The following is a 22,347-nucleotide window of genomic DNA, read 5'->3' on the forward strand; positions in this document are numbered from 1 at the left end:
CCCTCGACGCAGAACGCCCATAAGCCCAATGCTCTTTCCTGTTACGGCCATAAAAAAACCCGCTCGGAGGCGGGTTTGATTTCGTGTAGGCGTTATATCCCACGATTTGAAGCTTACAGGACAACCTTATGCAAAGTCAACGCTATAAAGTAAAAAAATGTTGTCATTTGCTTCGATCGCATCAATAACGGGTAGCCTTCTCAAACTCTTCCGCCGCTTGCCTTTCACCTTTGATCAGCGTATCAACCAATCTCTCATAAAATGGCTTCCAGTTACGTGACCACGAAGACTGATGGAGATCCGGGAGTCTCTTCAAAATGGCGCGATGGACAGTTGCAGATGATACGGCAGAAAAACCATTTCCGCTGCAGCGCTCGCAGGTTTTAAACACCGGCGCGCCGCGCTCGCTTGTGGCTTTACGGTCGAGCACCTCACCTTTGCCGCCGCAACGACAGCGTGCGCTGATTGTTCCCTTGCCTTCGCAAGTATCACAGACAGCCGGTACAACTTCTGTTACCTCAGTCCAGTGCTCCCAGTCAGACGGACGAACGGCACGAGAGCGGTTAGCCCAATATGGTGCTTTACCCCATGGGTACGAAACCTTGCGGGTAATCTGCTCGCGGGTTGTTCGTCCGGTACCACTGCAACTGTGACATGTCACGCTGGTAGCCGCCGAACGGGAGTATTCAGCAAAGGCAAATTGTGCCATCACCTGCATGCACCATCCGAACGCCCCACCAGCGGCTTTGCGCACGTTCTTCGGTGCAGTATCCATCGCATAACGCGCCAGCCCCTGAACTGCGAGCTGTTCATCGGTTTTGCTGATACCAGCCTTTCCGAAGAAGGCAGCCAGGCCAAACCGCGCGCGGCTGCTGGTGGTACCAATGGCCGCCATAACATCGGTGCCAGTGATACGATCCGGAGAGGTTCCTTTCACGTCGTCGCTGATGTGCATGCCCTGAGGACTAAAATGTTTGAGTGATGCTTCCAGTTTCATGCGGCCACCTGCTGTTTTTTATGGAAAACCAGCTCACGAACCTGATCACCGTTCATGAGCATATTGTTGAAATCATCGTGATCCGGCCAGTACACGCTCACGCGCTGCAGGTCATTCTTTGCCAGCAGATTGGCATGAGCGCATTCATACGCAGCCGCCAGCCCGGTAGCGCTGTTCTCGTCGCGGTCGGCAAAAATAATCAGGTGCTTAACACCAGCAGGAACGCGGAATTTCTTCATGAAATTTGCCGTCATAGTTGCCCAGGTATTCACGTTATAAATCTGGTGCGCAGATAGGGCCGTTTCGATGCCTTCGGCAATGCCCAGGGTGCTGGCGACCGGGAACATACGGATCGCAACTGACCGGGCATGATCGAGATAGTTATCTTCCTGTAGTGATTTCTGTCGCTTTGCGCTGGCCCCGATATCAGCCTTTTTTGCGCCATCGAGTAACGTCTGGTGGAGGTAACACAGCTCCCCTTTATCGTCTGTTGCCAGTGAATAGATCGACTGGTAGACACGGCCGTTATGCCGTTGCTTTGGGTTTAACCGTACCGCCTCGGCTGGAAGCTTAAAAATACCGCGAGAATTAAGGTAATCGGCGCCGGAGGTACCGCGCAAAGGAGCCATTTTTGCAAAATTGTTGAGTACCTTTTTCCGCAGTTTAGAAGCGTCACTGGCTTCAGGCACTTTGTCACGCCTGAACGTATTGCCGATCAGCTCATCAATTTCGCGGCAAACCTCGTTAAATGGTTTGCCCTGGGTTTTGGTAACCAAGTCCAATCCCGTACCGTAGCCGCAGGTGCAAATCCAGGTTCCCGCGCCGTCGCGGTCATCGATGCGGAATTTACCAATCGAATCACAAAGCGGACATTTGCCTCTGAAATGGTGTTTACCGGTGATCGGCGGCAGTCCGTAATGTTCGAAAATCATGGCCCATTGGCCTTTTGCTGCTTCTGCCGTCTTCATGCTCGTTTTCCTAACTGCTGTTTGATATCGCTAATCGCTTTCTGTGCTTGCTGTACTGAGGATGGGGCTGCCGTGCCTGATGCCTCCTGCAGGCGCTTGGCCTTCTCCTGCCCTTTCGCATACGCAATCTGTTTGTGGCGGATGAAATTAGAGACGGTCGGCGTGATCTCCATCGGGAAATCGCTTAACCCGTTAGGCCACTCGTCAAACCGTTCGCGAAAGGTATTTGCGCACCAGCCATCGCTGACGGGCTTTTTCCCCTGCGATACGCGCTGGCGCTGATAGAATTTGATCTGACTCCACCAGGCCTGTTTCTCTGCCTTCGTGGGCTGATGCTGGTTTTTACCCAGCTTTTTGAGTTTCCGGCCGGTGTCGGTATCGACGTCCTCACCGCCCAGCGGCTTATGCCCACATTTCGGGCATACATAGACGCCAGCTGGCTTCATGTAATGGCATTGAGAGCATTCGTGTGGCAGTTTTTCGGCCCGTTCCTCAGCTGCTCGGCGCGCGCTTTCCTCCATCCCGTCAGACTTACCGGGAAGATCGTCGTACTCGATTGAATCCGGATAACCCAGACGGTGCACGGTGCCGCTGTGATCGAAGATGAGGCAGGACTCTTTACCCGGTGCGGTGCGCAGGCCACGCCCGAGCGCCTGCAGCCAGCGAATTTCGCTTTTTGTTGGCCTGGCGTAGATGATGCAACGAACGTCACTATCGAAGCCGGCCACCAGAACGCCCACACTAACGATGATTTTCGTTGCACCAGTTTCAAAGCGGTGAATGATGGTCTGGCGCTCATCCACTGGAGTGTCGGCGGTCATGACCTCAGCGTTAACACCCGCCAGGTTAAACTGGATTGTCAGGTAATTGGCGTGGGCTACGTTGACACAGAAAGCGATGGTAGGCAGATCCCGGCCATTCTCCAGCCAGTTCTGTACGATGTCGCCCACCAGCGTAGAGCCGCACATGATTTCAGCCAGCTGCGTTTCGTTGTAATCGCTGCCGTACTCAAGCGATGCTTTGGTTTTAACGCCTTTCAGATCCGGCTTAGTTGGCGCGTAAAATTCGTATTTACTCAGATCGCCACGCTGGATTAACTCGCCGATGGTGGTCGGCTTAATCAGTCGGTCATAGTATTTGCCCAGGAACGGGGAAAACGGAGTACCCGACAGGCCAATCACCTTTACGCCTTTGCCGCGTAGACGGTCGATATCCTTCAGGATGCGTTTTTTACGCAGGTGTGCTTCGTCGATAATCAGCAGATCGATATTTTCAGGAAAAACACGACGAATAAGCGTGTCGGCGCTGGCAATCTGAATTTTCCGGTCCGGATCGTAGTTCGGGTGATCCGCCCAGATATAACCGATTTCATCCCCCGGTAATCCATACTCCACGAACCGATTAGCCGTCTGACCGATCAGGATGGTGTACGGTGCACAGAACAGGACGCGCATACCACGGCTGACAAACCCGGCAACGATGAAGGCGGCCAAACCCGTTTTACCGCTACCAGTTGGCGAGTACACCATGAAGGTGTCGTTTGCCTTCCAGTCACGGCGCAACATGTTTAGCGCTCGTTCCTGTGCAAAATTCGGCGTGATCGTCAGCTCCATTGTGCTGCCCCCGTGCTGATGAGATAATAATTTTGTGATGTGGTTTTCATGGATTCCCCCTCACATGGCTGGTGGCCTCCCCAAAGGCTGCCAGCCTCCCTTCTGATTCAGCTCCCCTGAAAAAATCACTCTTCCAGGAAGAACCCTTTTCGTTTCTCAGCGCCTGAGCGCTCTGTACCACCTTGCTGATACAGGCGTTTTTTTTAAATTGCGCCCTTAAGACAGTGATCTACTTAACCAATGGATCTCTCCTGTTGGAAAAGACCCTATTCCTGCCCCTACACCCAATCCCCCCTTACCCCCCTTTCCCTCTTCCCCATAAAAACGTACTACTTCCCTAGTACATGTGAGGAATTGGGTCAGTTGGTTGCCAACCTGAACAGGCACCTTTAAGCCTGCTTCTGTTCGGGTACCTTTAAACCCGAAACAATCAGGATCGCGATTGCGTTCCAGCCAGGGGAGGTTCGGCGGTATACCCCTGTAAAGCTCTGCCCTGATTTCTCACAAACAGGCGAAGCCTTGTGTTTGCTTCATGCCTTGCCCGGTTCTCCTTGCGGTACGAAACGGGTTCGGCCTCGAACGTCTCCTGATACACTGCTGCATAACGCTGTATGGCTTTTTGTTTGGCGGCCATACTGAGTGACTGCAGTTGCTCACCTATCCACTGACTGTCCGCAAGGCAAAACACAGCTGGCATCTCTAACTGCTGAAATGCCTGTGACATATCAGATATCCCCGGAAGGTCGTGGGAATACCGTAGGGATATCAGGCCGTAATTCGTATGGCTTAACTTCCCCGTTTGTAGCCATTGAGATAGCGACCGCATTTTGAGGGGAAATCTTCTGATGGTTGTTCAGCCACTTCCAAACAGCCCCCTGAGTGACACCGATGGCTCTAGCCAACGCAGATTGGCCTCCTGCCAATCTCACTGCTTTCTGGATAGCGTTTTCTGACATATTAGCGCCCTTAAAAATACTTTAGGATTTGGATGATATTACCATAGTATTAATTTGGCAAGAATACTCTAGTGTTGAACGGAAAAAGCTTTTGTACTAAATTAATCCGATCGTATTAACCAGAGGCGAAATCATGAGTGGAACGACTTTTTCGGACCGGCTAAGAGACAGCATGCAGAAGGCTGGGCTGACCCAAAGCCAGTTGGCTGAAGCAGTCGGCGTGTCACAGGGGGCAATTCAAAAACTAGTATCTGGTAAGGCAAAGTCGACAACTAAGCTTGTTCAGATAGCTAATGTCCTTGGTGTTCGCCCAGAGTGGTTAAGCGAAGGCGTTGGTGCGATCCGTAAATCAGATGATTTCCCTCCAGAAGAAAAGTGGACCAAGGTCGAGACTTGGGATAGCAGCACACCTTTAGAAGCTGATGAAGTGGAAGTCCCATTCCTTAAAGATATTGAGTTTGCATGCGGTAGCGGCAGAGTTATGGAAGAAGATTACAACGGTTATAAACTGAGGTTTTCGAAGTCTACCCTGAGAAGAGTTGGAGCAAGCACGGATGGTTCAGGCATTATCTGTTTCCCGGCTGCCGGGAACAGTATGGAACCACTCATACCAGACGGTACAACAGTGGCTGTTAACATCGAAGATAAAAAAATCGTTGATGGAAAGATTTACGCGATCAATCAGGAAGGATGGAAGCGGATCAAACTCCTATACCGGACAGGTCCGGATGAGGTGACTATTCGTAGCTATAACGCAGAAGAGTACCCTGATGAGGTAGTGAAGATGTCCAGCGTAGAGGTCGTTGGTAGAGTGTTTTGGACATCTACAGTTTGGAACTAAGCCGGGGAAACCCGGTTTTTTTTGCTCAAAAAAAATAAAAAACCATTAGTTTCATAAAGTTAACCACAAACGAAAATAAGATTAATACTATAGTATTGACGCAAGATTAATCCTCCCCTATTCTCATCTCATCGGCAAACAACGGAGCCAGTGAGATGAAGACCAATACGACAATCAAAAAATTATATCAGCTTGTTGATATTCCAGATTTTCGCTACAGCAAAGATAGTTCAAGTATTGATTATGGTGATATTGCATCAGATTGCGATACTAAAACCGTGTCTATCTTTGAAGCCATTAACCATATCAGTTTGAATATTTTCTCCATTGCTGAAGATAAAGAAATAAGCAAAGAAAAGATATTAAACCTTTCTTGTATCATCGCTGACCTTGCAGAAATTGGAATGGCAACGAATAAAATTTCTCAAGCTGCCTCATATCTTTCTGGATTAAAGGATGGCAATCATGGCGCATGAATTTTCATTAGAACAAGCGAAAGAGAAAGCATATCAGGCAGAAATAATCTGCAAAATGATTGAGTTATATCCCAACAAAATGGACTGTTCTGAAATAGAGGCCATTGCAGCATTATTAAGTAAGTTAACAAGTGATGTCTGTGCCTGGTTAATTGAAGAGCAAGCCATTAGATCCAACGCTTAGTTTTTTTTAGATTTCTAAATAAATAACAGCTTTATTGCTGAGGGGATTCCATACACTTTTTTAGGAAAAACCATGATAAACATCAACGCCTTTAAGACTGCAAAGTTATTTTGTTCAGCTGGTTACTGGGATATCGCGAATTTATATCTTAGGAAAGCATACGGGAGATAAATCATGTCAACACAAGATCGCCAAGACGTGCAAGGTGTGAATATTAAAGCTGAACAACTTAACTTCCTCATGCAAACAATTCACGCTCACCATAAGGATTTTGACTGCCATCAACTTGACGGCCTTTTAGGTCTGGCTTATGACCTTGCCGGGTCGGTATATAGCTGGACCGAGGAAGAGGAAAGGATCGTATTAGCAAATGAAGATGCACAACGAAAGGTGTATTAAATGGATAATTTAATCACTACGTATCGCCGACGAATTTTAAAGGCTGCGTTATTACGCCACCAGCGTAAAACCGGAAGCACCTGCATCATTATTAATATGCCTAAGGGGGGAATAAACACCGTCGAATTAACAGAAATACTGCTTGATGGTCTGTTGAGGCGATTCGAAAAACTGGCTCTCAGTGAATGCGGGAATATTGACGGAGTAAAAGCCATCAGAGGAATTTACAGCAACGCCGTAGATGTGAATGGCAGCGGTGAGTTCCTGACAGAAAGCGGAAAGGCATTAATTGACGAGCTCATTTCTGAGCTGGTTGAGTTCGCCAAGAAACAAAAATCAGTCACAGCGGAGACAAGCCATGAGTGATCAGACACCAATTATCACGCACGAACCAGTAAATATCGTGCTGACAATCGAGAACGGAAAAGTTATACACGCGCGCCCGGTTCAGAACGGCGAGGTTACAGCATCGCTGGAGACTTTTTTATGGATGGCTGAACAAGCCGGTTACACGATCACCCCACCTGCAGGAGAGAAGGACAATGGCCCTGACAGCGATACGAATTCCTGAGTGGGTGCACCTGCAGGCGGTCCATGTCCTCCGCCAGTTCAGAGCCAGGCGGATTCATCCCTGCCGTATGCACGGCTCCGGAAACCTGAGCCTGAGGGTTAATCGCCGCTGGCGGCTGCTGTCCCGAGACGGCGGCCAGAACTGGGAAGTAATGAGTCACGAACGATACAGCAAAGTTAAGGACCGGAAATGAACGATAAACGCATCAGCACCACCTCAATTGACAGCGCCTTCACCAAAGAGCTGCAGCCTGTTTACGTGGTATCAAGACACGGCTACTCGCGTCGTTTCCTCAGCAGGAGCGCGGCGATCAGCAACCTTGCTCACTACATGGTAACCAAAACTTTTCAACGTGCCGGTTTGAACACCAACGAACCAGACGAGCCTGTTTTCAGCAATGGTGTGCTCGTCAATCGCATGGGCCAGCACACACAGCAATATCTGTTTGCACATGACCGATGCATGCGGCGCATTCGCCGAATTCTGGAACGCAAGCGTGAAGCACGTAAGTGGCTCGGGAAGTGGGACGCGATGCATGATCGATTCGTGAAAGAGCAGGCAGAACTGCAGGCCAGTAAACCAGAGGGGCTGCTCTGAATGAAGATCCAACATCAGGACTATGGCGCCGTGGCGAACATCGTTATCACAAGCACTCTGTTTGAGTTCCGTAAACATAACAGAGTGGTAGATGTCACGCTGCTACACACACCCGGAATCGTAGCAACCCGTAGCGGGATGTTCTTCATGAGAACGGTTTTATCCGGCAAGTCTCGGGACATGCTGCGTGCGTACAGAGCTGTTTTTCGGGAGGTATCACGATGAAGTATTTCCTCCTCTCTATGCTGTTTGGCCTGTTGCTGGTGGCCGTCGTTTTCGGCGCGCTGATTGAGTATAAATTTTTGATAGGTTTCTGAGGTATGCCATGAAAAAAGGTACCACTGAAATTATTGAACGCTGGACCCATTTAGCAGCGGAGGCCAAAGAGCTGGGGCTCGCCACCATTCCCATCGACCCTGAAAACATGTTGATGGTGCTGGGGGAGCTGCCGGCCAGTTCGGCGGAAAAGTCCGCCGATTGCCAGAATGACTATCAGGCTGCGATCGACATCTTACGCGACAGAGCTGCTCGCGAACTAGATGGTGGTTTTCGCGCGCATCACAACGCCCTGATTTATGCAGCTAATGAACTGGAAAATGCCCAGGCTTTCGGGCGGGAGGTCAGCCATGAGTCTTGACTGTGTACCCCTTTCTACGTACTGCAGGGACGCGGGGGAAACGGTAGAAGCCGTTAACAAACGGATACAAAGGGGGTTATGGAAGGAGGGAGTACATGTATTAAAAGTCGATGGCGTTAAAGAACGCTGGATTGACTTAACGGAGGTTTCGAAGTGGGCAAGAAAGAACAAGGATCATTATCTCTCCCAAGAGGAGTAACCATTCGCCAGCATAAAACTGGCGACACTCTGGTTATCACGTTCACATACAAAGGGGTTCTGTGCCGGGAGCCCCTCTCCAAAATGGAAGCAAACGCGCGCGGTGTGAAGTACGCCGAGCGCCTGCTCGGGGAGATACAAAACCAGATCGTCAGTGGCACCTTTGAATATGCGAAATATTTCCCCAACTCCAAAAAGCTGGAGCTGTTCGGGGTGGTGAAAAAAACCAAAAACATAAAGTCTTACCTGGACGAGTACCTGAAAATCTGCCAGAACCGCAACCTGTCCCCGTCGACTATCAACGGTTATGAAAAATGCCTGTCGGCGCTGTCAGCTCTGCATAAACTCCACGTGTCAGAACTGACGCCAGCGGTCCTTAAAAACTGGATAGCCAGCCGGAAAACAAAGCTGAAAACGACCAGGAATAACCTTTCGTTTCTGCGAAGCGCCATCGATGAAGCAGTTACGGATGGCCTGCTAACCATTAACCCGGTAACCCTCGTCAGCGCCAGCCGGTACCACGTGATCGACAGCAGCCCGAGCGCCGACGATTACGAGGTTGACCCGTTCACGCCAGCGGAAACCCTCGCCATTTACCAGAGCTGCAGGTACCCGGAATGGGAAAACCTGTTCCGCTTTGCTTTCAATACTGGTCTGCGCAGCTCCGAACTGTGCGCGCTGCGCTGGCCTGATCTCGACACCATCGCAAACACAGCCCACGTTCAGGCGGCCAGTGTCGTAGGGGTACTTAAAGGCACCAAGACAAAAGCCGGTACCCGTAAGGTGGAGCTGAACAGTGAGGCGCTGGCAGCCCTGCAGGCGCAGAAGCAATACACCTTTATGAAAAGTGAGTTCATATTCAGCGATCCAAAAACAGGAGAACCCTGGGCGAACGCCGACGCGATCCGTAAAAAAGCATGGGTACCGACCCTGAAAAAAGCTGGCGTGCGCTATCGTAACCCGTACCAGACGCGACATACATTCGCCACCAAGCATATCAGCCAGGGCGTTAACCTCTTCTGGCTTGCCGGACAGATGGGCCATAAAGGGCCGGAAATGATATTCCGCAACTACGGTAAATACCTGGCTGAATATGACGGTAAAACCGCGATTTCAGCCGCGCTGTAGCGGGGGAAATTTTTCAAAATGTTGGACAGAATCAGGACGTTAGGCAGACCTCAATATGCACGTAAAATGCACTTGAGGCCTGTCACAGTGACATAATTGTTTATTTTCAATGATTTAAATAACTTTCGGACGCGAGTTCAACTCCCGCCAGCTCCACCAAATATTGATGTACTGAAGTTCAGTAAAGTCTACTAAGCCCGCACAGCACAAGCTCTGCGGGCTTTTTTACGTCTATTGTAGTCTAGTGAGAATTGCTGAGAACTACGAGTTATGGCACCCTGAATGGGACCCACGAAGATGGGTCCTAAAATCGAGGGTCCCAAACATGGCCAAAATCGCTAAGAAGCTCACTGACACTGAAATCAAAAGCACCAAACCTGCCGAAAAAGAGGTTAACCTTTTTGACGGCGATGGTTTGCTGTTGCGAATCGCTCCCCTGGCGAAGGGAGGGAAGAAAAATTGGTATTTCAGATATGCAGTGCCTGTGACCAAAAAGCGAACTAAGGTGAGCTTAGGAACCTATCCTCACCTTACACTTGCGAAGGCACGAGCTTTACGTGATGAATACTTGTCGTTGCTTACAAATGGTATAGACCCCCAAGTTCATAACAACCAAAAAGCCAATGCACTGAAAGATGCCACGGAACATACATTTCAAGCAGTAGCCAAGAAGTGGCTTGATGAGAAAGTCAAAACGTCAGGCATCTCCCAAGATCATGCTAACGACATCTGGCGAAGCCTAGAGAGAAATATCTTTTCCACATTGGGTGATACCCCAATTAAGGAGATTCGCCCTAAAATGCTTAAACAGCATTTAGAACCCATAGAAAAACGAGGTGTCCTTGAAACACTTCGCCGCATCATATCCCGCCTGAATGAAATTTTCCGCTATGCAGCAACAGAAGAACTCATAGAATTCAACCCGGCAGACAACCTGGGGCAACGGTTCAGCAAGCCAAAAAAACAGAATATGCCAGCATTACCCCCTTCCGAACTCCCTCGCTTCTTGGTTGCTCTAAACAATGCTTCTATCCGTTTGGAAACAAGGCTACTGATTGAGTGGCAACTTCTCACATGGGTTCGCCCAGGTGAAGCTGTTCGCACAAGATGGTCAGATATTGATATTGAAACTGGTATGTGGAACATCCCGGCGGAGTTTATGAAAATGAAGAAGCCTCACAAAGTTCCACTGAGCAAAGAAGCTTTGCGAGTTTTGGATTTAATGAAAGTCATCAGCGGGCATAGAGAGTGGGTGTTCCCCAGTATCAAAGCTCCACTCAATCACATGCATGAACAAACAGCTAATGCGGCCATAATCCGTATGGGTTTCGGAGGTGAGCTTGTAGCTCACGGTATGCGATCCATTGCTAGAACGGCTGCTGAGGAGTCTGGCAAGTTTAGGACTGATGTCTTAGAAGCCGCCCTTGCACACTCGAAGAAAGATGAAATAATTGCAGCCTACAATCGTGCAGAGTATCTCACTGAACGGGTGGTTCTCATGCAATGGTGGAGTGACTATGTTTCGTCTCAAAAATGCAAAGTTATTGCCGCATAACTCTCCCATGATGGATTAACTATCTTGATTTAGTTAAAGAATTAATAATCACACCATTAACCTATGTGGACTAAGCATAGCCATTTACAAATGGGGACATTGAGTCCACATAACGAAAGCTGTCGGTCATATCAGCTAAATAATTCACATCTCTTCTCGATTATCATACACCTCGAAGATCTACCAAATTCGCTCTAATCAATGATAAAACAGTTGAATTCGGTTAAAATTTGATCAATTTTATCCTCTACATTGTATTGAATCATCCATGAGGTTTCGTGCATGGCTAGCGAAAATGACAAAAATCATAGAGTTAGGGTCGCGCAGTACTTGAGGATGTCTACCGATCATCAGCAATATTCTTTACATAATCAGTCCGAATATATCAAAGATTATGCTGAAAAGAACAATATGGAAATCGCTTATACCTACGATGATGCAGGTAAGAGCGGAGTCAGTATCGTAGGCAGGCATTCTTTGCAGCAGTTACTTAGCGATGTAGAACAAAAGAAAATAGATATACAGGCTGTATTATTTTATGATGTGAGCCGTTTTGGTCGTTTTCAAAATAGTGATGAAGCGGCATATTATTCCTTTCTTTTTGAGAGAAATGGTGTAGATCTTATATATTGTTCCGAACCTATACCCACTAAAGATTTCCCTTTAGAGTCCTCTGTTATACTGAATATAAAAAGATCTAGTGCTGCATATCACAGCAGGAATTTATCTGAAAAGGTATTTATAGGGCAAGTAAATTTAATAAAGCTTGGTTATCATCAAGGCGGTATGGCTGGTTATGGGTTGAGACGTCTTTTAGTAGACGAAAATGGCATAGCTAAAGAAATATTGAGTTTCCGCAAAAGAAAGAGTATTCAAACAGATAGGGTAATATTAATTCCGGGACCAAAAAATGAAATAAAAATTGTAAATAGAATATATGATCTCTTTATAGATAATAACGTCCCAGAATTCATTATTGCTGAGAGATTAAATGAACAGAACATACTTGCAGAAAATGGAACATTATGGACTCGTGCAAAAATACATCAAATTTTGACAAATGAAAAATATATTGGAAACAACATATATAACAAAACCTCATCTAAATTAAAAAGTAGGCTTGTAAAAAACCCCAAACATGAATGGGTTAGATGTGACAAGGCATATAAACCTATTATTTCAAAGAAAAAATACAATAAAGCTCAAGAAATAATTCAGCTCCGATCCATTCATTTGACTAATGAAGATCTATTAGAAAAACTAAAACAAAAATTAGAATCTAATGGAAAACTATCAGGCTTTATCATTGATGAAGATGATACAGGCCCTTCATCTTCTGTTTATAGAACCCGATTTGGTGGTCTTTTAAGAGCATATACTTTGATTGGTTATAAGCCAGAACATGATTACAGCTATCTCAAAATAAATGAAGCACTAAGATCATTTTACTCAGAGATAATTGAGGATTTTAAGGGTGAAATTTTAAAAAGTAACTGTCATATAGACGAGTATAAATATGCCCCAATGCTTTACATCAATGATGAGTTTTTAATTTCCGTCCTTGTTACTAAATGCATACATATGAAATCAGGTAAACTTAGATGGAAGGTCCGGTTTGATAACTCACAGAAAGCAGACATAACAATTGTTATACGAATGAATTCACAAAATATTTCACCTCTTGATTTTTATATCATACCAAAGATTGAAAACGAATATAATAAAATGTGCATGACGGAAACAAACAACATTCGATTAGATCTCTATAGATTTGATAATCTTGATAAACTTCTACAAATTATTACTCGCATGAAAGTGAGGGAACTATATGCTGCCTGAAAAAAATGAATTCCCAATAATTCAAATTGAGATTGCAAAAATAAAATTTCTTAACCCACGAACAAGAAATAAGGTAGTGCATGAAGAAATAAAGGAAAGCATAAAAAAAAGAGGATTAAGCAAGCCTATAAGCGTAAGAGCTATTGATGAAGGCGATTTCAAATATGCTTTAATTTGTGGTCAAGGGAGAATAGAGGCTCTCGTTGCATTAGGTGAAACTATTATTCCAGCAATTATAAGAGATGTATCAGAAGAAGATGCTTACGTTATGAGTTTAGTTGAAAACATTGCAAGGAGAAGACCACGTTCTAATGAGTTATTACAGGTGATTAAAGACATGAAAATCAGAGGACTTTCAGACTCCGAAATAAGTGAGATTACTGGATATTCATCGAACTGGGTGAGCAGTATTAATATGCTACTTGATAAGGGAGAGCATAAACTTCTCTCAGCAGTCGAACGGGGTAATTTGCCTCTGTATCTCGCAGTGCAATTTGCAAGATGTGAAACTGAGGAAGCACAAGATATTCTTACCGAAGCATATGATAAAAAATTAATAAAAAGTCGGGACATTATAAAGATAAAACACATTCTAAATCAAAGAACAGTTGGGAATAAAGGTGCAAAAGCAGCCGGATTTTATTATCACAAACCATCAAAAAGGATGACTGCAGAGGAGTTGATTGAGCTTTATGAAAATAGTATCGCTGAACATAAATCTGTTTATAACAACTCAAAATTCATAAAAACCAACCTACTAATAGTAAATGAGATTTTTAACATCATAATGATGAATAAAAGCTTTCAACATATACTTGAACAAGAGAATCTTTCAGAACTACCATCTCAGATGTTAACCCCAGTAAACAAAGAGGTATTAAAATGATTCAGATACGTTTTGGCGATAATTTTATTTACCTGGAAACTAATAAGTTAATTCCATCTAAGGAATTATTAGAAAACGTAAAGCGAAGCCATAAATATCATCAAATAGTTACCTCTATCGAAAGCTTAGGTATTATTGAACCAATAATAGTATTCTATGACAAAGATAAAGATGTCACTAAGATACTTGATGGCCATTTAAGGGTTGAGGCTTTAAAAGACTTAGGTATAGAAAAAGCTCCATGTATACTTTCGAGCATAGATGATGCTTTCACTCCTAACAAACAAGTGAATCATATAAATGTAGTTGAAGAACATAGAATGATAATTAAGTCTCTGGCAAAAGTATCAATTGAAAAACTTAGTGCTGCTTTGGGCATATCTGTTGATGCCATAAAAGATAAAGCGAATGTGATGAACTGCATAGATCCAAGTGTAATTGCGAAACTTTCTGATAAACCTATACCTAAGGCTACATTTGACGTTTTGAGGAAAATGAAGCCAATTCGCCAAATTGAAGCAGTCGGTACAATGATTAATTTTGATAATTATAGTAAAAAATTTGCAATGAGCATCTTGGATGCAACACCGGCATCGATGATAGTAAATAAAGGGAAAAACACTCCCTATAAAAAGGACATAAAAAAAACCATACTTCGTCTGGAACAAGAAATGGCAACAACTTCGGAAGAAACGAAAAAGCTTCAAACCGAGTATGGTTCAGATATGTTGAAATTCGTTATAATCCAGTCATATATTAATAAATTACTTGGCAATTCTAAAGTTCTTCATTGGTTCTTAGAAAACGAGGTTGATTATCTTAATGAGTTAAAAAGAATTTCTAGAATAAATTCTTTGGATGATAAGACTCTTACTGAAAACAGCAAGTCATAGTCATGGTTTTATATAGCTAAATAAACCAAGAAGTATACTTACACAACGACCTTCACGCCGAAGAAGCTGTCAGATACGCCAGCAACCAAAGCATTACGTTTAAGTGTCAGTCATTGATACGAAGGGATAACTGCGTATCAGCAGCCGGACATTGAGTCGAATAAAGGCTGGTAGAGAGGGACAGTTCTGTGTCACCGGGAGATTCGTCAGAAACATCAGCGGCAGAACAGATGAACCAGCAATTGGTAGTGCACAGAAAACTCTCCAGTATTTAATTATTCAACTTAACACTAAAAAAAATTACATAGTTAATATCATAATTTTTCTTTGGTCTACGTATGCGAGAGATATTGTGGCTTTAACCGGGTATTAGGAGTCGTTTCAGATAAAAGATGTTCTTCGATTCGACTGGACTTGGTAATAGCAATAAGTAATCGTTAATATTGAAGGACGAAAGGCTACTTCAAAACAAAGTAACCTTTCCAATATTCCCATCTATGGGACAAGTGGTACATTAACTGCACATAGTGCAGGATACATATGACATAAAACTTTTTATTTATGGCATACATTATAAATAACTTGTATTTTATGGATGTCAATAGGTTCTTGTTTAATACTTTTAAAATAATTAATTGATTGTTTTTATTATAGCTTCGCTTGTACAAGCGAAGATCCTATTGTTCTTGAATGAATAATGCCAATTATAAGAGAAGCAAGGGCTAATCCTGCGAAGCCGCTGCGCTTGCTTCTCCGGATTACCCTTGCTTTTCCTCCCTTCGGTCAGAAAAGGAAAAACAAAACCAATTGTCGTCTGCAATCGATACTGAACGGACAAGACTAATAAAGTTACGTAATTTTAGCATTCAGGCATTCACTACCATACATATACTTAACCGTTTCAAACAAAGAGATGAATACATAATGGTAAAAACCCTGAAAATAATTTAAATTAAATTTGAAAAGCCAAAAAATGAATGGCATTAATGATATCGCAAACAACACAGGAGATGAATTATGAAAAACAATAATAAACAATGCGACAACTTATTTCAGATTAGATCTAAAAATGGTGTCCTCCGCTGTCTGAAAGCGGGTGTGGATATAAATTTACTCAACTCTAAAGGCCAGACTGCCCTTTTCACCTGTAATGTTCCTGAGGCTATGCAGGCAATGATAGACAGTGGGATCAACATACATCATCTGGATAATGAGGGGAATAATGCATTATTTTACGCACGGAATATTGAGTCAATTGAGCTACTCATCAGTAACGGAATTAACATCAATCACAGAAATAAAGCAGATGCCCTCGCGCTGCAGTATATTGACGTGTCACCAGGGCTGATCAGATACATGGTGAAAGCAGGACTAAATGTACATTCCAGAGATAAAGCGGGGAATTCACTTCTTTTTGTGCCGTTTGAAGGATATGTTTACGACGCACTGGTAGCGGAAGGTTGCGACATTAATTACAGAAATAATAAAGGGCAAACCGCATTTGACCACTGGCAATCCACCAGTCATTATATAGATGGTAAATACACCCATCGGGAATTGACAATTGATAACTACATCAGGTTTCTTATCCGTAACATTCATCTGACAGACCAGTCAGTAATAATGTTTAATCATGTCACAATGAAATCAGTCGAACTCATGCATGTGCTTACGCAGAAAGGCCAGCTATTTAAAATAAATGAAAAATGTGTCATAAGTGAAATAAGCAGAAATGTCAAAGAAATAATTACGAATATGATGGCATTAACTGACCTTAAGCACGTAACATTTTACACAGAATACGATTTGCCTCTTATCCGCTACGCGGGGAAACCTATGATCAAATGGCTCATCAGAAATAATATAGCGGTCGATATTGAATCATTAAAGGAACGCGATCTTTATGAAGATATTCTGACTTATAGCATGAATAGAGAAGAAAAAGCTATACGTGTTCATCTTCGGCCTTCCAGCAATAAATGTACCAGAAAAATAAGAATTTAAATTTCTTTCAGAGAAATAAAAAGTTTGTGTTTTTAAACTCTTGTTTTGCCATAGGGCCCCGATCCTTAAAAAGCAGTAGTAATCTGATCTGCCCATCATCTAAAATGTTCGATTTATTAAACAAAGCCAATGAAGGTTAGTATTGACGATATGCTTGATGCTTTGAAGACATTACCGTCCCGTCATGAAAAAATCTTAGGCAAAAGTGAATAATTCCAATGGCATAAATTAACAGAGGGGAAAAATCCCCTCTGTTATTATCTTCGACTCATCGCCAATTTGGCGGCAAACAATAGAAATAAGCCCCCGGTTAAACGGTCCATCCATTTCACCACAAGAGTCTTTTTCAACACACCCGAAGCATAGTGGATAGCATTAATGAGTGTCAGCGACCACAGTGTGCCAAATAATACGTGGATAGCAACCAGAAGGAATGTTCAACTATAGGGCAGGATCGTCTACCGGGGCGGGGTCAGTCCAGACCGAAGATTACGAGTGCGTAAAAGGGAGGCCAGTATAGTGACACCGAAGAGGCTCCTGCGGCAATTCAACACGGAAGGACTAAGTGCTCGAAAAAAAATTACTTATAAACGACAGAATTAAAGCCATTCAGGTATTTGCGGAAACATTTTTTTACATAAAAATACAAAAAACATCATTTCTTCACCTTTTCCTTGCATTTTGTATGTGCAATAGTCAAATGGCACAATGTGCATAGAAATTTTAATAAGAGGGATTTTTATATCAAATATCAAAGAACTAAGTTTTTATGAAATAGCGTTGGTTAGCGGTGGGGAAGGACACGGCACAGAGGTGAACCGTGATAGAAGGGAAGCCCAATTAAGAGGAGGGATCGGTTATGGAGCCCAGGCAAATGGATTCCAGCCGAATCGTGCTGCAGGAGTGGCAGGTGCGAATATGTACAATGATTTAACAAGCAACTGCGGTCTTGCAATGATTGGTGGTGTTGCTGGATTAGGTGGTGCCGCGGCAACACGCAGTATCACTGGAGCAATTTCTTCAATTACAGGCATGATTGCCGGTTGTAAACCTGATTCACATGCTGCTGCAAAAAATGGCCCCCCATTTCGTTAATACCTTATAATATGGCATAGCTAATGAGCTTAAGTAGATTCCTGATCATGATCTTATCAGTGGTTATAGCAATTTTTATTACCTACAATGCTGTTATCACAATAAATAGTATAGAAGCAACTACTTCTATTCAGAAGTTAACGAGAGTCTTTACTATTGTTAGTATCATATATACTTGCAGTACGCTGATACCTTCAGCTCTAGTGAAAGCAATTAATATGATAAATTGCTTCTCTAAGTTCATATTAAATAGGCCATCTAGAAAGGTGTGAGTTAATATAACAATACTCTTTTCTGACGAAGGGGGTATTGTTTCTAAAATGGCTCTACGAATAATTTATCACGTACTCTTGCCTCAGGTGATGGTATAACAATGAGTGAAGTTATATTGCGTAACGGAAACAAGGGGAATATTTTATCCCATGATAAAAAAACGGCCCTGTATTTATTTTTTGCCATTTTTTCATCCATTCTGATTACTTCCTTACCTTTAATAACGACGAGTTTTATCGGGTATGAAATATCATTTTCGATAATGGTTGGTACGGAGTTTTTTTTGGCCCTGTTGTTTTATGTTTATTTTTTACGCCATTTACCTGAGTGTAGATATAAATTACACGCTGATATTAGAGCGTTTAAATATTCTATCGCATTGTTCTTGGCCATTTTGATAATTCAAGCTTTTTCTTATTTCTCAAGAAGTAATGTTTATTACAACACTCAAGCGAATTTAAGTATAGTTGAAATACTGACACTTGTATTTGTCATTCCTTTTTATGAGGAAATCTTTTATCGGGGGTGTTTATTTGGCTTTCTTTGTTCTGTTTATAAAAAAGGACTTATTTTACCAAGTGTGATTACATCGTTATTTTTTAGTCTAATGCACACACAACACTATGACATAGCAAGTCAATGTGTCCTTTTTTCCATTTCACTAATATTCATACACGTCAGAATCAAGACAGAAAGTCTTCTTCATACAACCATTCTGCACTCTGCGTTGAATGCATTTGTGGTGATTTTAAATATACAAAGCATCTATAGATAAATGAACTTATTCAGAAAGGAAGCTCTTAATCATCAGAATGATACTGAATTTGGAGGGGTTATTATCCCTTCATCGTTTGGTATGTTTTTTAGTGCTATATCAACCATTGTTCTGTTAACATCCATTATTTTATTCATTTATTTTTTTCAATATACAAAAAAAGCACATCTCTCCGGTATTGTAATGCCTTCCTCTGGAGTAATTAAACTCACTCCACAATATTCTGGATATGTTACTAACTTGACCGTTACAGAGGGTCAGCATGTTAGCGCCGGAGAGCCTCTTTATAGAATCAGCGGTGAACGATATAACGGTCAAGGCACAGGCACCCTTGCAGCCATGAGTATGTCATTAAAAACACAATATTCGATGTTGGCATCCCAGCAAACACAGGAGCTAAGTGATAATAATCAGCAACAACTTGCCGTTCAACAACGAATTGCTTCTCTGCAACCTCAAATTAGAAGTGCAGAGCAACGCCTGAACTTGGCAGAGCATCAGGTGCAACTTTCAATATCGGTCATGAATCGTTACCACAAACTTGTTTCAAGCCATTATGTTTCGGATATTGAATTTCAGCAGAAGCAAATAGAAGTAACTTCCGCTGAACAAAATGCTGAAGACCAACGCCAGATTCTGCTCCAGCTAAGAACAGCACTTGATACAGCTCAAAATGAACTCAACCATCAGATAGCTCTTGGTGGCAGTCGTAAAACGGAACTGGACAGACAACTTCAGATTATAAATCAACAGATAGTTGAGCTTGAAGGTGAGGCGAATTTTACATTGACTTCCCCAGTGCCTGGAACTATTGCTGCTGTACTAATTAAGCAGGGGCAATCAGTAAAAGCAGCGGAACCAGTTATGACACTGGTGCCGGACAATTCTCGTTTACAGATTGAACTCTATGCCACTAGTCAGAATGCTGGTTTTATTCAGCCCGGACAGCGGGTGGCGCTGCGGTTTGCCGCCTTCCCTTACCAGAAGTTTGGCGTTCAGTATGGAACCATCCGTGAAATCAGCCGTACAACACTGACCCCTTCGGATTTACTCTCCGTTTCTCCGGTAACCTGGAAGGAGAATGAAGGGCACTATCGTGTCATCGTCATACCAGAGAATACTTTTATCCTGGCTTATGGAAAAAAAGAGCCCTTGCGCCCCGGAATGACACTTGAGGGAGATGTCAGCCTTGATACACGTCATTTATGGGAATGGCTGACAGAACCGATCTGGAGTCTAAAAGGAAAACTGTAATGAGATCACTAAACTGGACCGGGGGAAAACGGCTTCCCCTTATTCGCCAGACAGAGTCGGCGGAGTGTGGCCTGGCGTGTCTGGCAATGATGGCCTGCTGGCATGGCCTGCAGACAGATTTACCCACACTTCGTGAACGCTTCAGCATCAGTACTCAGGGGATGACCCTGCAGAGGCTTATTGAGTGCGCTGCGGGTATCAGGCTGTCTTCCCGTGCCGTCAGACTGGAGCCAGAAGATCTGAAGTCCCTTTCTCTCCCGTGCATTCTCCACTGGAACATGAATCATTTCGTTGTGCTTCATAAAGTTAGCCGGAACAGGCTGACAATTCATGATCCGGACAAGGGGAAGGTGACAATCTCCCTGTCGGACGCAGGAAAACACTTCACTGGTGTTGCGCTGGAATTGATGCCAGCCAGTGATTTTACGTTGAGGGATGAAAGAAAGAAAATCAGTCTGCGTCAACTGACAGGGAGAACATCTGGCTTGCTGGCGGCAATGTCCCGCATCATCGTTTTTGCCATGGCGCTGGAAATGCTTGCGCTGGGAAGTCCTCTGCTCAACCAACTGGTCATCGATGAGGTCTTGGTCGCCGCCGATCGAAACCTGCTTACCGTTATTATCATCGCCTTGCTGCTGTTGTCTCTGACCCAGATGCTGCTGTCGCTGGCCCGTCAGTGGGCCAGTATCACTCTCTCCGTTAATTTTAATATGCAGTGGACTGCCCGGGTTTTCCATCATCTGGTCCGTCTCCCTCTCTCCTGGTTTGATGCACGTAGTAAGGGTAGTATTAACGCGCGTTTTGATGCGGTAGATACCATCCAGCAGGCGCTGACCACGCAGGTACTTGAAGGCATTCTGGATGTGCTGCTTGTGGTGACTGCTCTCTGTATGATGTTGTTATACAGTCCTGAAATGACGCTGATAGCGGTACTGGCAGCCGTCATCTACGGCGTGTTGAGAGTGCTCTGGTATCCGTCTCTTCGACAGTCTGCAGAAGACGCCTGGGATGCTGGTGCCAAGGAATCAGGATATTTTCTTGAAACCCTTAACGGGATCCTGAGCCTGAGAATTAACGGTGTGACTGCATTTCGGGAAGCCGCCTGGCTGAATCTCAACGTCACCCGGAGAAATACGCAGTTGCGCCAGAGTCGTCTGCTGATGTGCTATGACATTGCGCACACCTTGACCGGCAGTGTGGTATCGGCGGTTATTTTGTGGAAAGGAGCTGGCGAGGTGCTGAACGGCACTTTTACTGTCGGTATGCTGGTTGCCTATTTGTCTTATCAGATGCGTTTTTCTTCGAGTATTAGCAGCCTTACTGACAAGTTTTTTTCCTGGCGAATGCTAGATGTTTATAATGAGCGTCTTGCTGACATTGTGCTAACCCAAACAGAAGGGCATCAGCAACGGTCCGTTCATGAAGATGTCAGTACTTCTGTCATTACCTCCGTAGTCAGTGAGACTCCGGAAGCTCATCCCCCGTTATCTATCGAGCACATCATATTCAGCCACAAGGGCGGGAACAAACCGATACTTAGCGGGATTTCACTGGCGCTTCAGCCTGGTGAAGTGGTGGCCATTACGGGTAAGTCTGGGTGCGGGAAATCGACGCTGGTTAAACTTATCCTGGGAATTCATATACCAGATGAAGGGACAATCAGAACATTTGGCATACCTCAAACTCACCCCGATTATTTTCAGGTACGACGGCGGATTGGTACTGTATTGCAGGATGATCACCTTTTTAGGGGATCCATTGCAGATAACATCATTTTCTTCAGCGAAGACCGCAATCAGGAAAGAATGATCCAGTGCGCCCGTCTGGCGCTGATTGACACTGATATCATGGCAATGCCGATGGGATATCAGACATTAATCGGTGAAACCGGTGGTGGACTCTCCGGAGGGCAAAAGCAACGTATTTTGCTGGCAAGAGCGTTGTACAAACAACCGGGGTTTTTGTTACTGGACGAAGCGACCAGCCACCTTGATGTTGAGAGTGAAATCCAGATAAGCCAGACACTACGCCTGTTGGGGCTACCTGTCCTGCTGGTTGCCCATCGCCCGGAAACCATTGCCTCTGCCGACAGAGTTCTGTATCTCGCAGATGGATACTTGGAAGAACAGAAATGCCAGTACACAGGGGATAATGATTATACAATTTATGAAGCCAATGATGATAATGTGGTTAAGGAAACCTGACTAT

26 protein-coding genes and 1 pseudogene are annotated in these 22,347 nt (G+C 44.2%); 21 read left to right on the forward strand and 6 right to left on the reverse strand.

What is annotated here, in order from left to right; translation table 11 throughout:
• Positions 1–181: 181 nt before the first annotated feature.
• From ACMGG5_RS00380 to ACMGG5_RS00400, 5 genes are all read right to left on the reverse strand, one after another.
• A complete protein-coding gene (locus ACMGG5_RS00380; RefSeq protein WP_420277311.1) occupies positions 182–997 on the reverse strand; it encodes an antitermination protein in 816 nt (271 codons plus the stop codon).
• Positions 994–1,965 (reverse strand): toprim domain-containing protein, encoded by a 972-nt coding sequence (locus ACMGG5_RS00385; protein ID WP_420277312.1) that lies wholly within the window; start codon positions 1,963–1,965, stop codon positions 994–996. The genes ACMGG5_RS00380 and ACMGG5_RS00385 overlap by 4 nt, the downstream gene beginning before the upstream one ends.
• The gene (locus tag ACMGG5_RS00390) at positions 1,962–3,578 is read right to left on the reverse strand and encodes a DEAD/DEAH box helicase family protein (RefSeq protein ID WP_420277313.1); all 1,617 of its coding nucleotides are present in this window, start codon (positions 3,576–3,578) and stop codon (positions 1,962–1,964) included. Before ACMGG5_RS00390 ends, ACMGG5_RS00385 begins: the two co-directional genes overlap by 4 nt.
• A 430-nt stretch (positions 3,579–4,008) precedes the next feature.
• The gene (locus ACMGG5_RS00395; protein WP_420277314.1) at positions 4,009–4,302 is read right to left on the reverse strand and encodes a hypothetical protein; all 294 of its coding nucleotides are present in this window, start codon (positions 4,300–4,302) and stop codon (positions 4,009–4,011) included.
• A 1-nt stretch (position 4,303) separates the two neighbouring features.
• On the reverse strand, positions 4,304–4,534 hold the full coding sequence (locus ACMGG5_RS00400) for a transcriptional regulator (RefSeq protein ID WP_032635279.1): 231 nt from the start codon (positions 4,532–4,534) through the stop codon (positions 4,304–4,306).
• 133 nt (positions 4,535–4,667) lie between these two features.
• On the opposite strand from ACMGG5_RS00400, the gene ACMGG5_RS00405 reads away from it, so the two are divergent.
• The 17 genes from ACMGG5_RS00405 to ACMGG5_RS00485 all read left to right on the forward strand — a co-directional run bounded on the left by ACMGG5_RS00405 (position 4,668) and on the right by ACMGG5_RS00485 (position 16,742).
• Positions 4,668–5,375 carry an XRE family transcriptional regulator gene (locus ACMGG5_RS00405; RefSeq protein WP_420277315.1) on the forward strand — a complete coding sequence of 236 codons (708 nt, stop codon included), beginning with the start codon at positions 4,668–4,670 and terminating at the stop codon, positions 5,373–5,375.
• Between the two features lie 155 nt (positions 5,376–5,530).
• The gene (locus ACMGG5_RS00410) at positions 5,531–5,851 is read left to right on the forward strand and encodes a hypothetical protein (protein WP_336222631.1); all 321 of its coding nucleotides are present in this window, start codon (positions 5,531–5,533) and stop codon (positions 5,849–5,851) included.
• Positions 5,841–6,035 (forward strand): hypothetical protein, encoded by a 195-nt coding sequence (locus ACMGG5_RS00415; RefSeq protein WP_087449368.1) that lies wholly within the window; start codon positions 5,841–5,843, stop codon positions 6,033–6,035. Before ACMGG5_RS00410 ends, ACMGG5_RS00415 begins: the two co-directional genes overlap by 11 nt.
• A gap of 174 nt (positions 6,036–6,209) precedes the next feature.
• Entirely contained in the window at positions 6,210–6,434 is a 225-nt protein-coding gene (locus ACMGG5_RS00420; protein WP_060569201.1) for a hypothetical protein, read from the forward strand.
• A complete protein-coding gene (locus ACMGG5_RS00425; RefSeq protein WP_420277316.1) occupies positions 6,435–6,800 on the forward strand; it encodes a hypothetical protein in 366 nt (121 codons plus the stop codon).
• Positions 6,793–7,005, forward strand: a complete 213-nt coding sequence (locus tag ACMGG5_RS00430) for a hypothetical protein (RefSeq protein WP_023325728.1) — start codon at positions 6,793–6,795, stop codon at positions 7,003–7,005. Before ACMGG5_RS00425 ends, ACMGG5_RS00430 begins: the two co-directional genes overlap by 8 nt.
• Complete coding sequence (locus ACMGG5_RS00435) at positions 6,977–7,198, forward strand: hypothetical protein (RefSeq protein ID WP_045261750.1); 222 nt, start codon at positions 6,977–6,979, stop codon at positions 7,196–7,198. Before ACMGG5_RS00430 ends, ACMGG5_RS00435 begins: the two co-directional genes overlap by 29 nt.
• Positions 7,195–7,602 (forward strand): hypothetical protein, encoded by a 408-nt coding sequence (locus ACMGG5_RS00440; protein WP_151333099.1) that lies wholly within the window; start codon positions 7,195–7,197, stop codon positions 7,600–7,602. The genes ACMGG5_RS00435 and ACMGG5_RS00440 overlap by 4 nt, the downstream gene beginning before the upstream one ends.
• Positions 7,603–7,827 carry a hypothetical protein gene (locus tag ACMGG5_RS00445; RefSeq protein ID WP_151333098.1) on the forward strand — a complete coding sequence of 75 codons (225 nt, stop codon included), beginning with the start codon at positions 7,603–7,605 and terminating at the stop codon, positions 7,825–7,827. It abuts the gene before it with no gap.
• A 100-nt stretch (positions 7,828–7,927) separates the two neighbouring features.
• A complete protein-coding gene (locus tag ACMGG5_RS00450) occupies positions 7,928–8,239 on the forward strand; it encodes a hypothetical protein (protein WP_420277317.1) in 312 nt (103 codons plus the stop codon).
• Positions 8,229–8,438, forward strand: coding sequence for a hypothetical protein (locus tag ACMGG5_RS00455; RefSeq protein WP_000050710.1), 210 nt, complete (start codon positions 8,229–8,231; stop codon positions 8,436–8,438). The genes ACMGG5_RS00450 and ACMGG5_RS00455 overlap by 11 nt, the downstream gene beginning before the upstream one ends.
• Complete coding sequence (locus ACMGG5_RS00460; protein ID WP_032625797.1) at positions 8,393–9,565, forward strand: Arm DNA-binding domain-containing protein; 1,173 nt, start codon at positions 8,393–8,395, stop codon at positions 9,563–9,565. The genes ACMGG5_RS00455 and ACMGG5_RS00460 overlap by 46 nt, the downstream gene beginning before the upstream one ends.
• 325 nt (positions 9,566–9,890) lie before the next feature.
• On the forward strand, positions 9,891–11,120 hold the full coding sequence (locus ACMGG5_RS00465; RefSeq protein WP_001062342.1) for an integrase domain-containing protein: 1,230 nt from the start codon (positions 9,891–9,893) through the stop codon (positions 11,118–11,120).
• 282 nt (positions 11,121–11,402) lie between these two features.
• The gene (locus ACMGG5_RS00470; protein ID WP_420277318.1) at positions 11,403–12,959 is read left to right on the forward strand and encodes a recombinase family protein; all 1,557 of its coding nucleotides are present in this window, start codon (positions 11,403–11,405) and stop codon (positions 12,957–12,959) included.
• Positions 12,949–13,845 carry a ParB/RepB/Spo0J family partition protein gene (locus tag ACMGG5_RS00475; protein WP_407858929.1) on the forward strand — a complete coding sequence of 299 codons (897 nt, stop codon included), beginning with the start codon at positions 12,949–12,951 and terminating at the stop codon, positions 13,843–13,845. The genes ACMGG5_RS00470 and ACMGG5_RS00475 overlap by 11 nt, the downstream gene beginning before the upstream one ends.
• Positions 13,842–14,738 (forward strand): plasmid partitioning protein RepB C-terminal domain-containing protein, encoded by an 897-nt coding sequence (locus tag ACMGG5_RS00480; RefSeq protein WP_420277320.1) that lies wholly within the window; start codon positions 13,842–13,844, stop codon positions 14,736–14,738. Before ACMGG5_RS00475 ends, ACMGG5_RS00480 begins: the two co-directional genes overlap by 4 nt.
• A gap of 1,017 nt (positions 14,739–15,755) precedes the next feature.
• Positions 15,756–16,742, forward strand: coding sequence for an ankyrin repeat domain-containing protein (locus ACMGG5_RS00485; RefSeq protein WP_191120512.1), 987 nt, complete (start codon positions 15,756–15,758; stop codon positions 16,740–16,742).
• 257 nt (positions 16,743–16,999) lie between these two features.
• On the opposite strand, the pseudogene ACMGG5_RS00490 reads toward ACMGG5_RS00485, so the two are convergent.
• Positions 17,000–17,179: pseudogene (locus ACMGG5_RS00490) on the reverse strand (LysE family translocator); the annotation flags it as partial.
• Between the two features lie 271 nt (positions 17,180–17,450).
• Between ACMGG5_RS00490 and ACMGG5_RS00495 the strand changes: the two are divergent.
• The 4 genes from ACMGG5_RS00495 (at position 17,451) to ACMGG5_RS00510 (ending at position 22,343) form a co-directional block, all read left to right on the forward strand.
• Entirely contained in the window at positions 17,451–17,837 is a 387-nt protein-coding gene (locus ACMGG5_RS00495) for a hypothetical protein (protein WP_420277321.1), read from the forward strand.
• A gap of 373 nt (positions 17,838–18,210) precedes the next feature.
• A complete protein-coding gene (locus ACMGG5_RS00500; RefSeq protein WP_420277322.1) occupies positions 18,211–18,885 on the forward strand; it encodes a CPBP family intramembrane glutamic endopeptidase in 675 nt (224 codons plus the stop codon).
• Positions 18,886–20,139: an HlyD family efflux transporter periplasmic adaptor subunit gene (locus ACMGG5_RS00505; protein ID WP_191120509.1), complete on the forward strand. Its 1,254-nt coding sequence runs from the start codon at positions 18,886–18,888 to the stop codon at positions 20,137–20,139. It begins immediately after the preceding gene.
• A complete protein-coding gene (locus tag ACMGG5_RS00510; protein WP_191120508.1) occupies positions 20,139–22,343 on the forward strand; it encodes a peptidase domain-containing ABC transporter in 2,205 nt (734 codons plus the stop codon). Before ACMGG5_RS00505 ends, ACMGG5_RS00510 begins: the two co-directional genes overlap by 1 nt.
• Positions 22,344–22,347: the final 4 nt, after the last annotated feature.

The sequence above is a fragment of the Enterobacter sp. BNK-34 genome (genome assembly GCF_048684445.1).
Taxonomy (GTDB): domain Bacteria; phylum Pseudomonadota; class Gammaproteobacteria; order Enterobacterales; family Enterobacteriaceae; genus Enterobacter; species Enterobacter pseudoroggenkampii.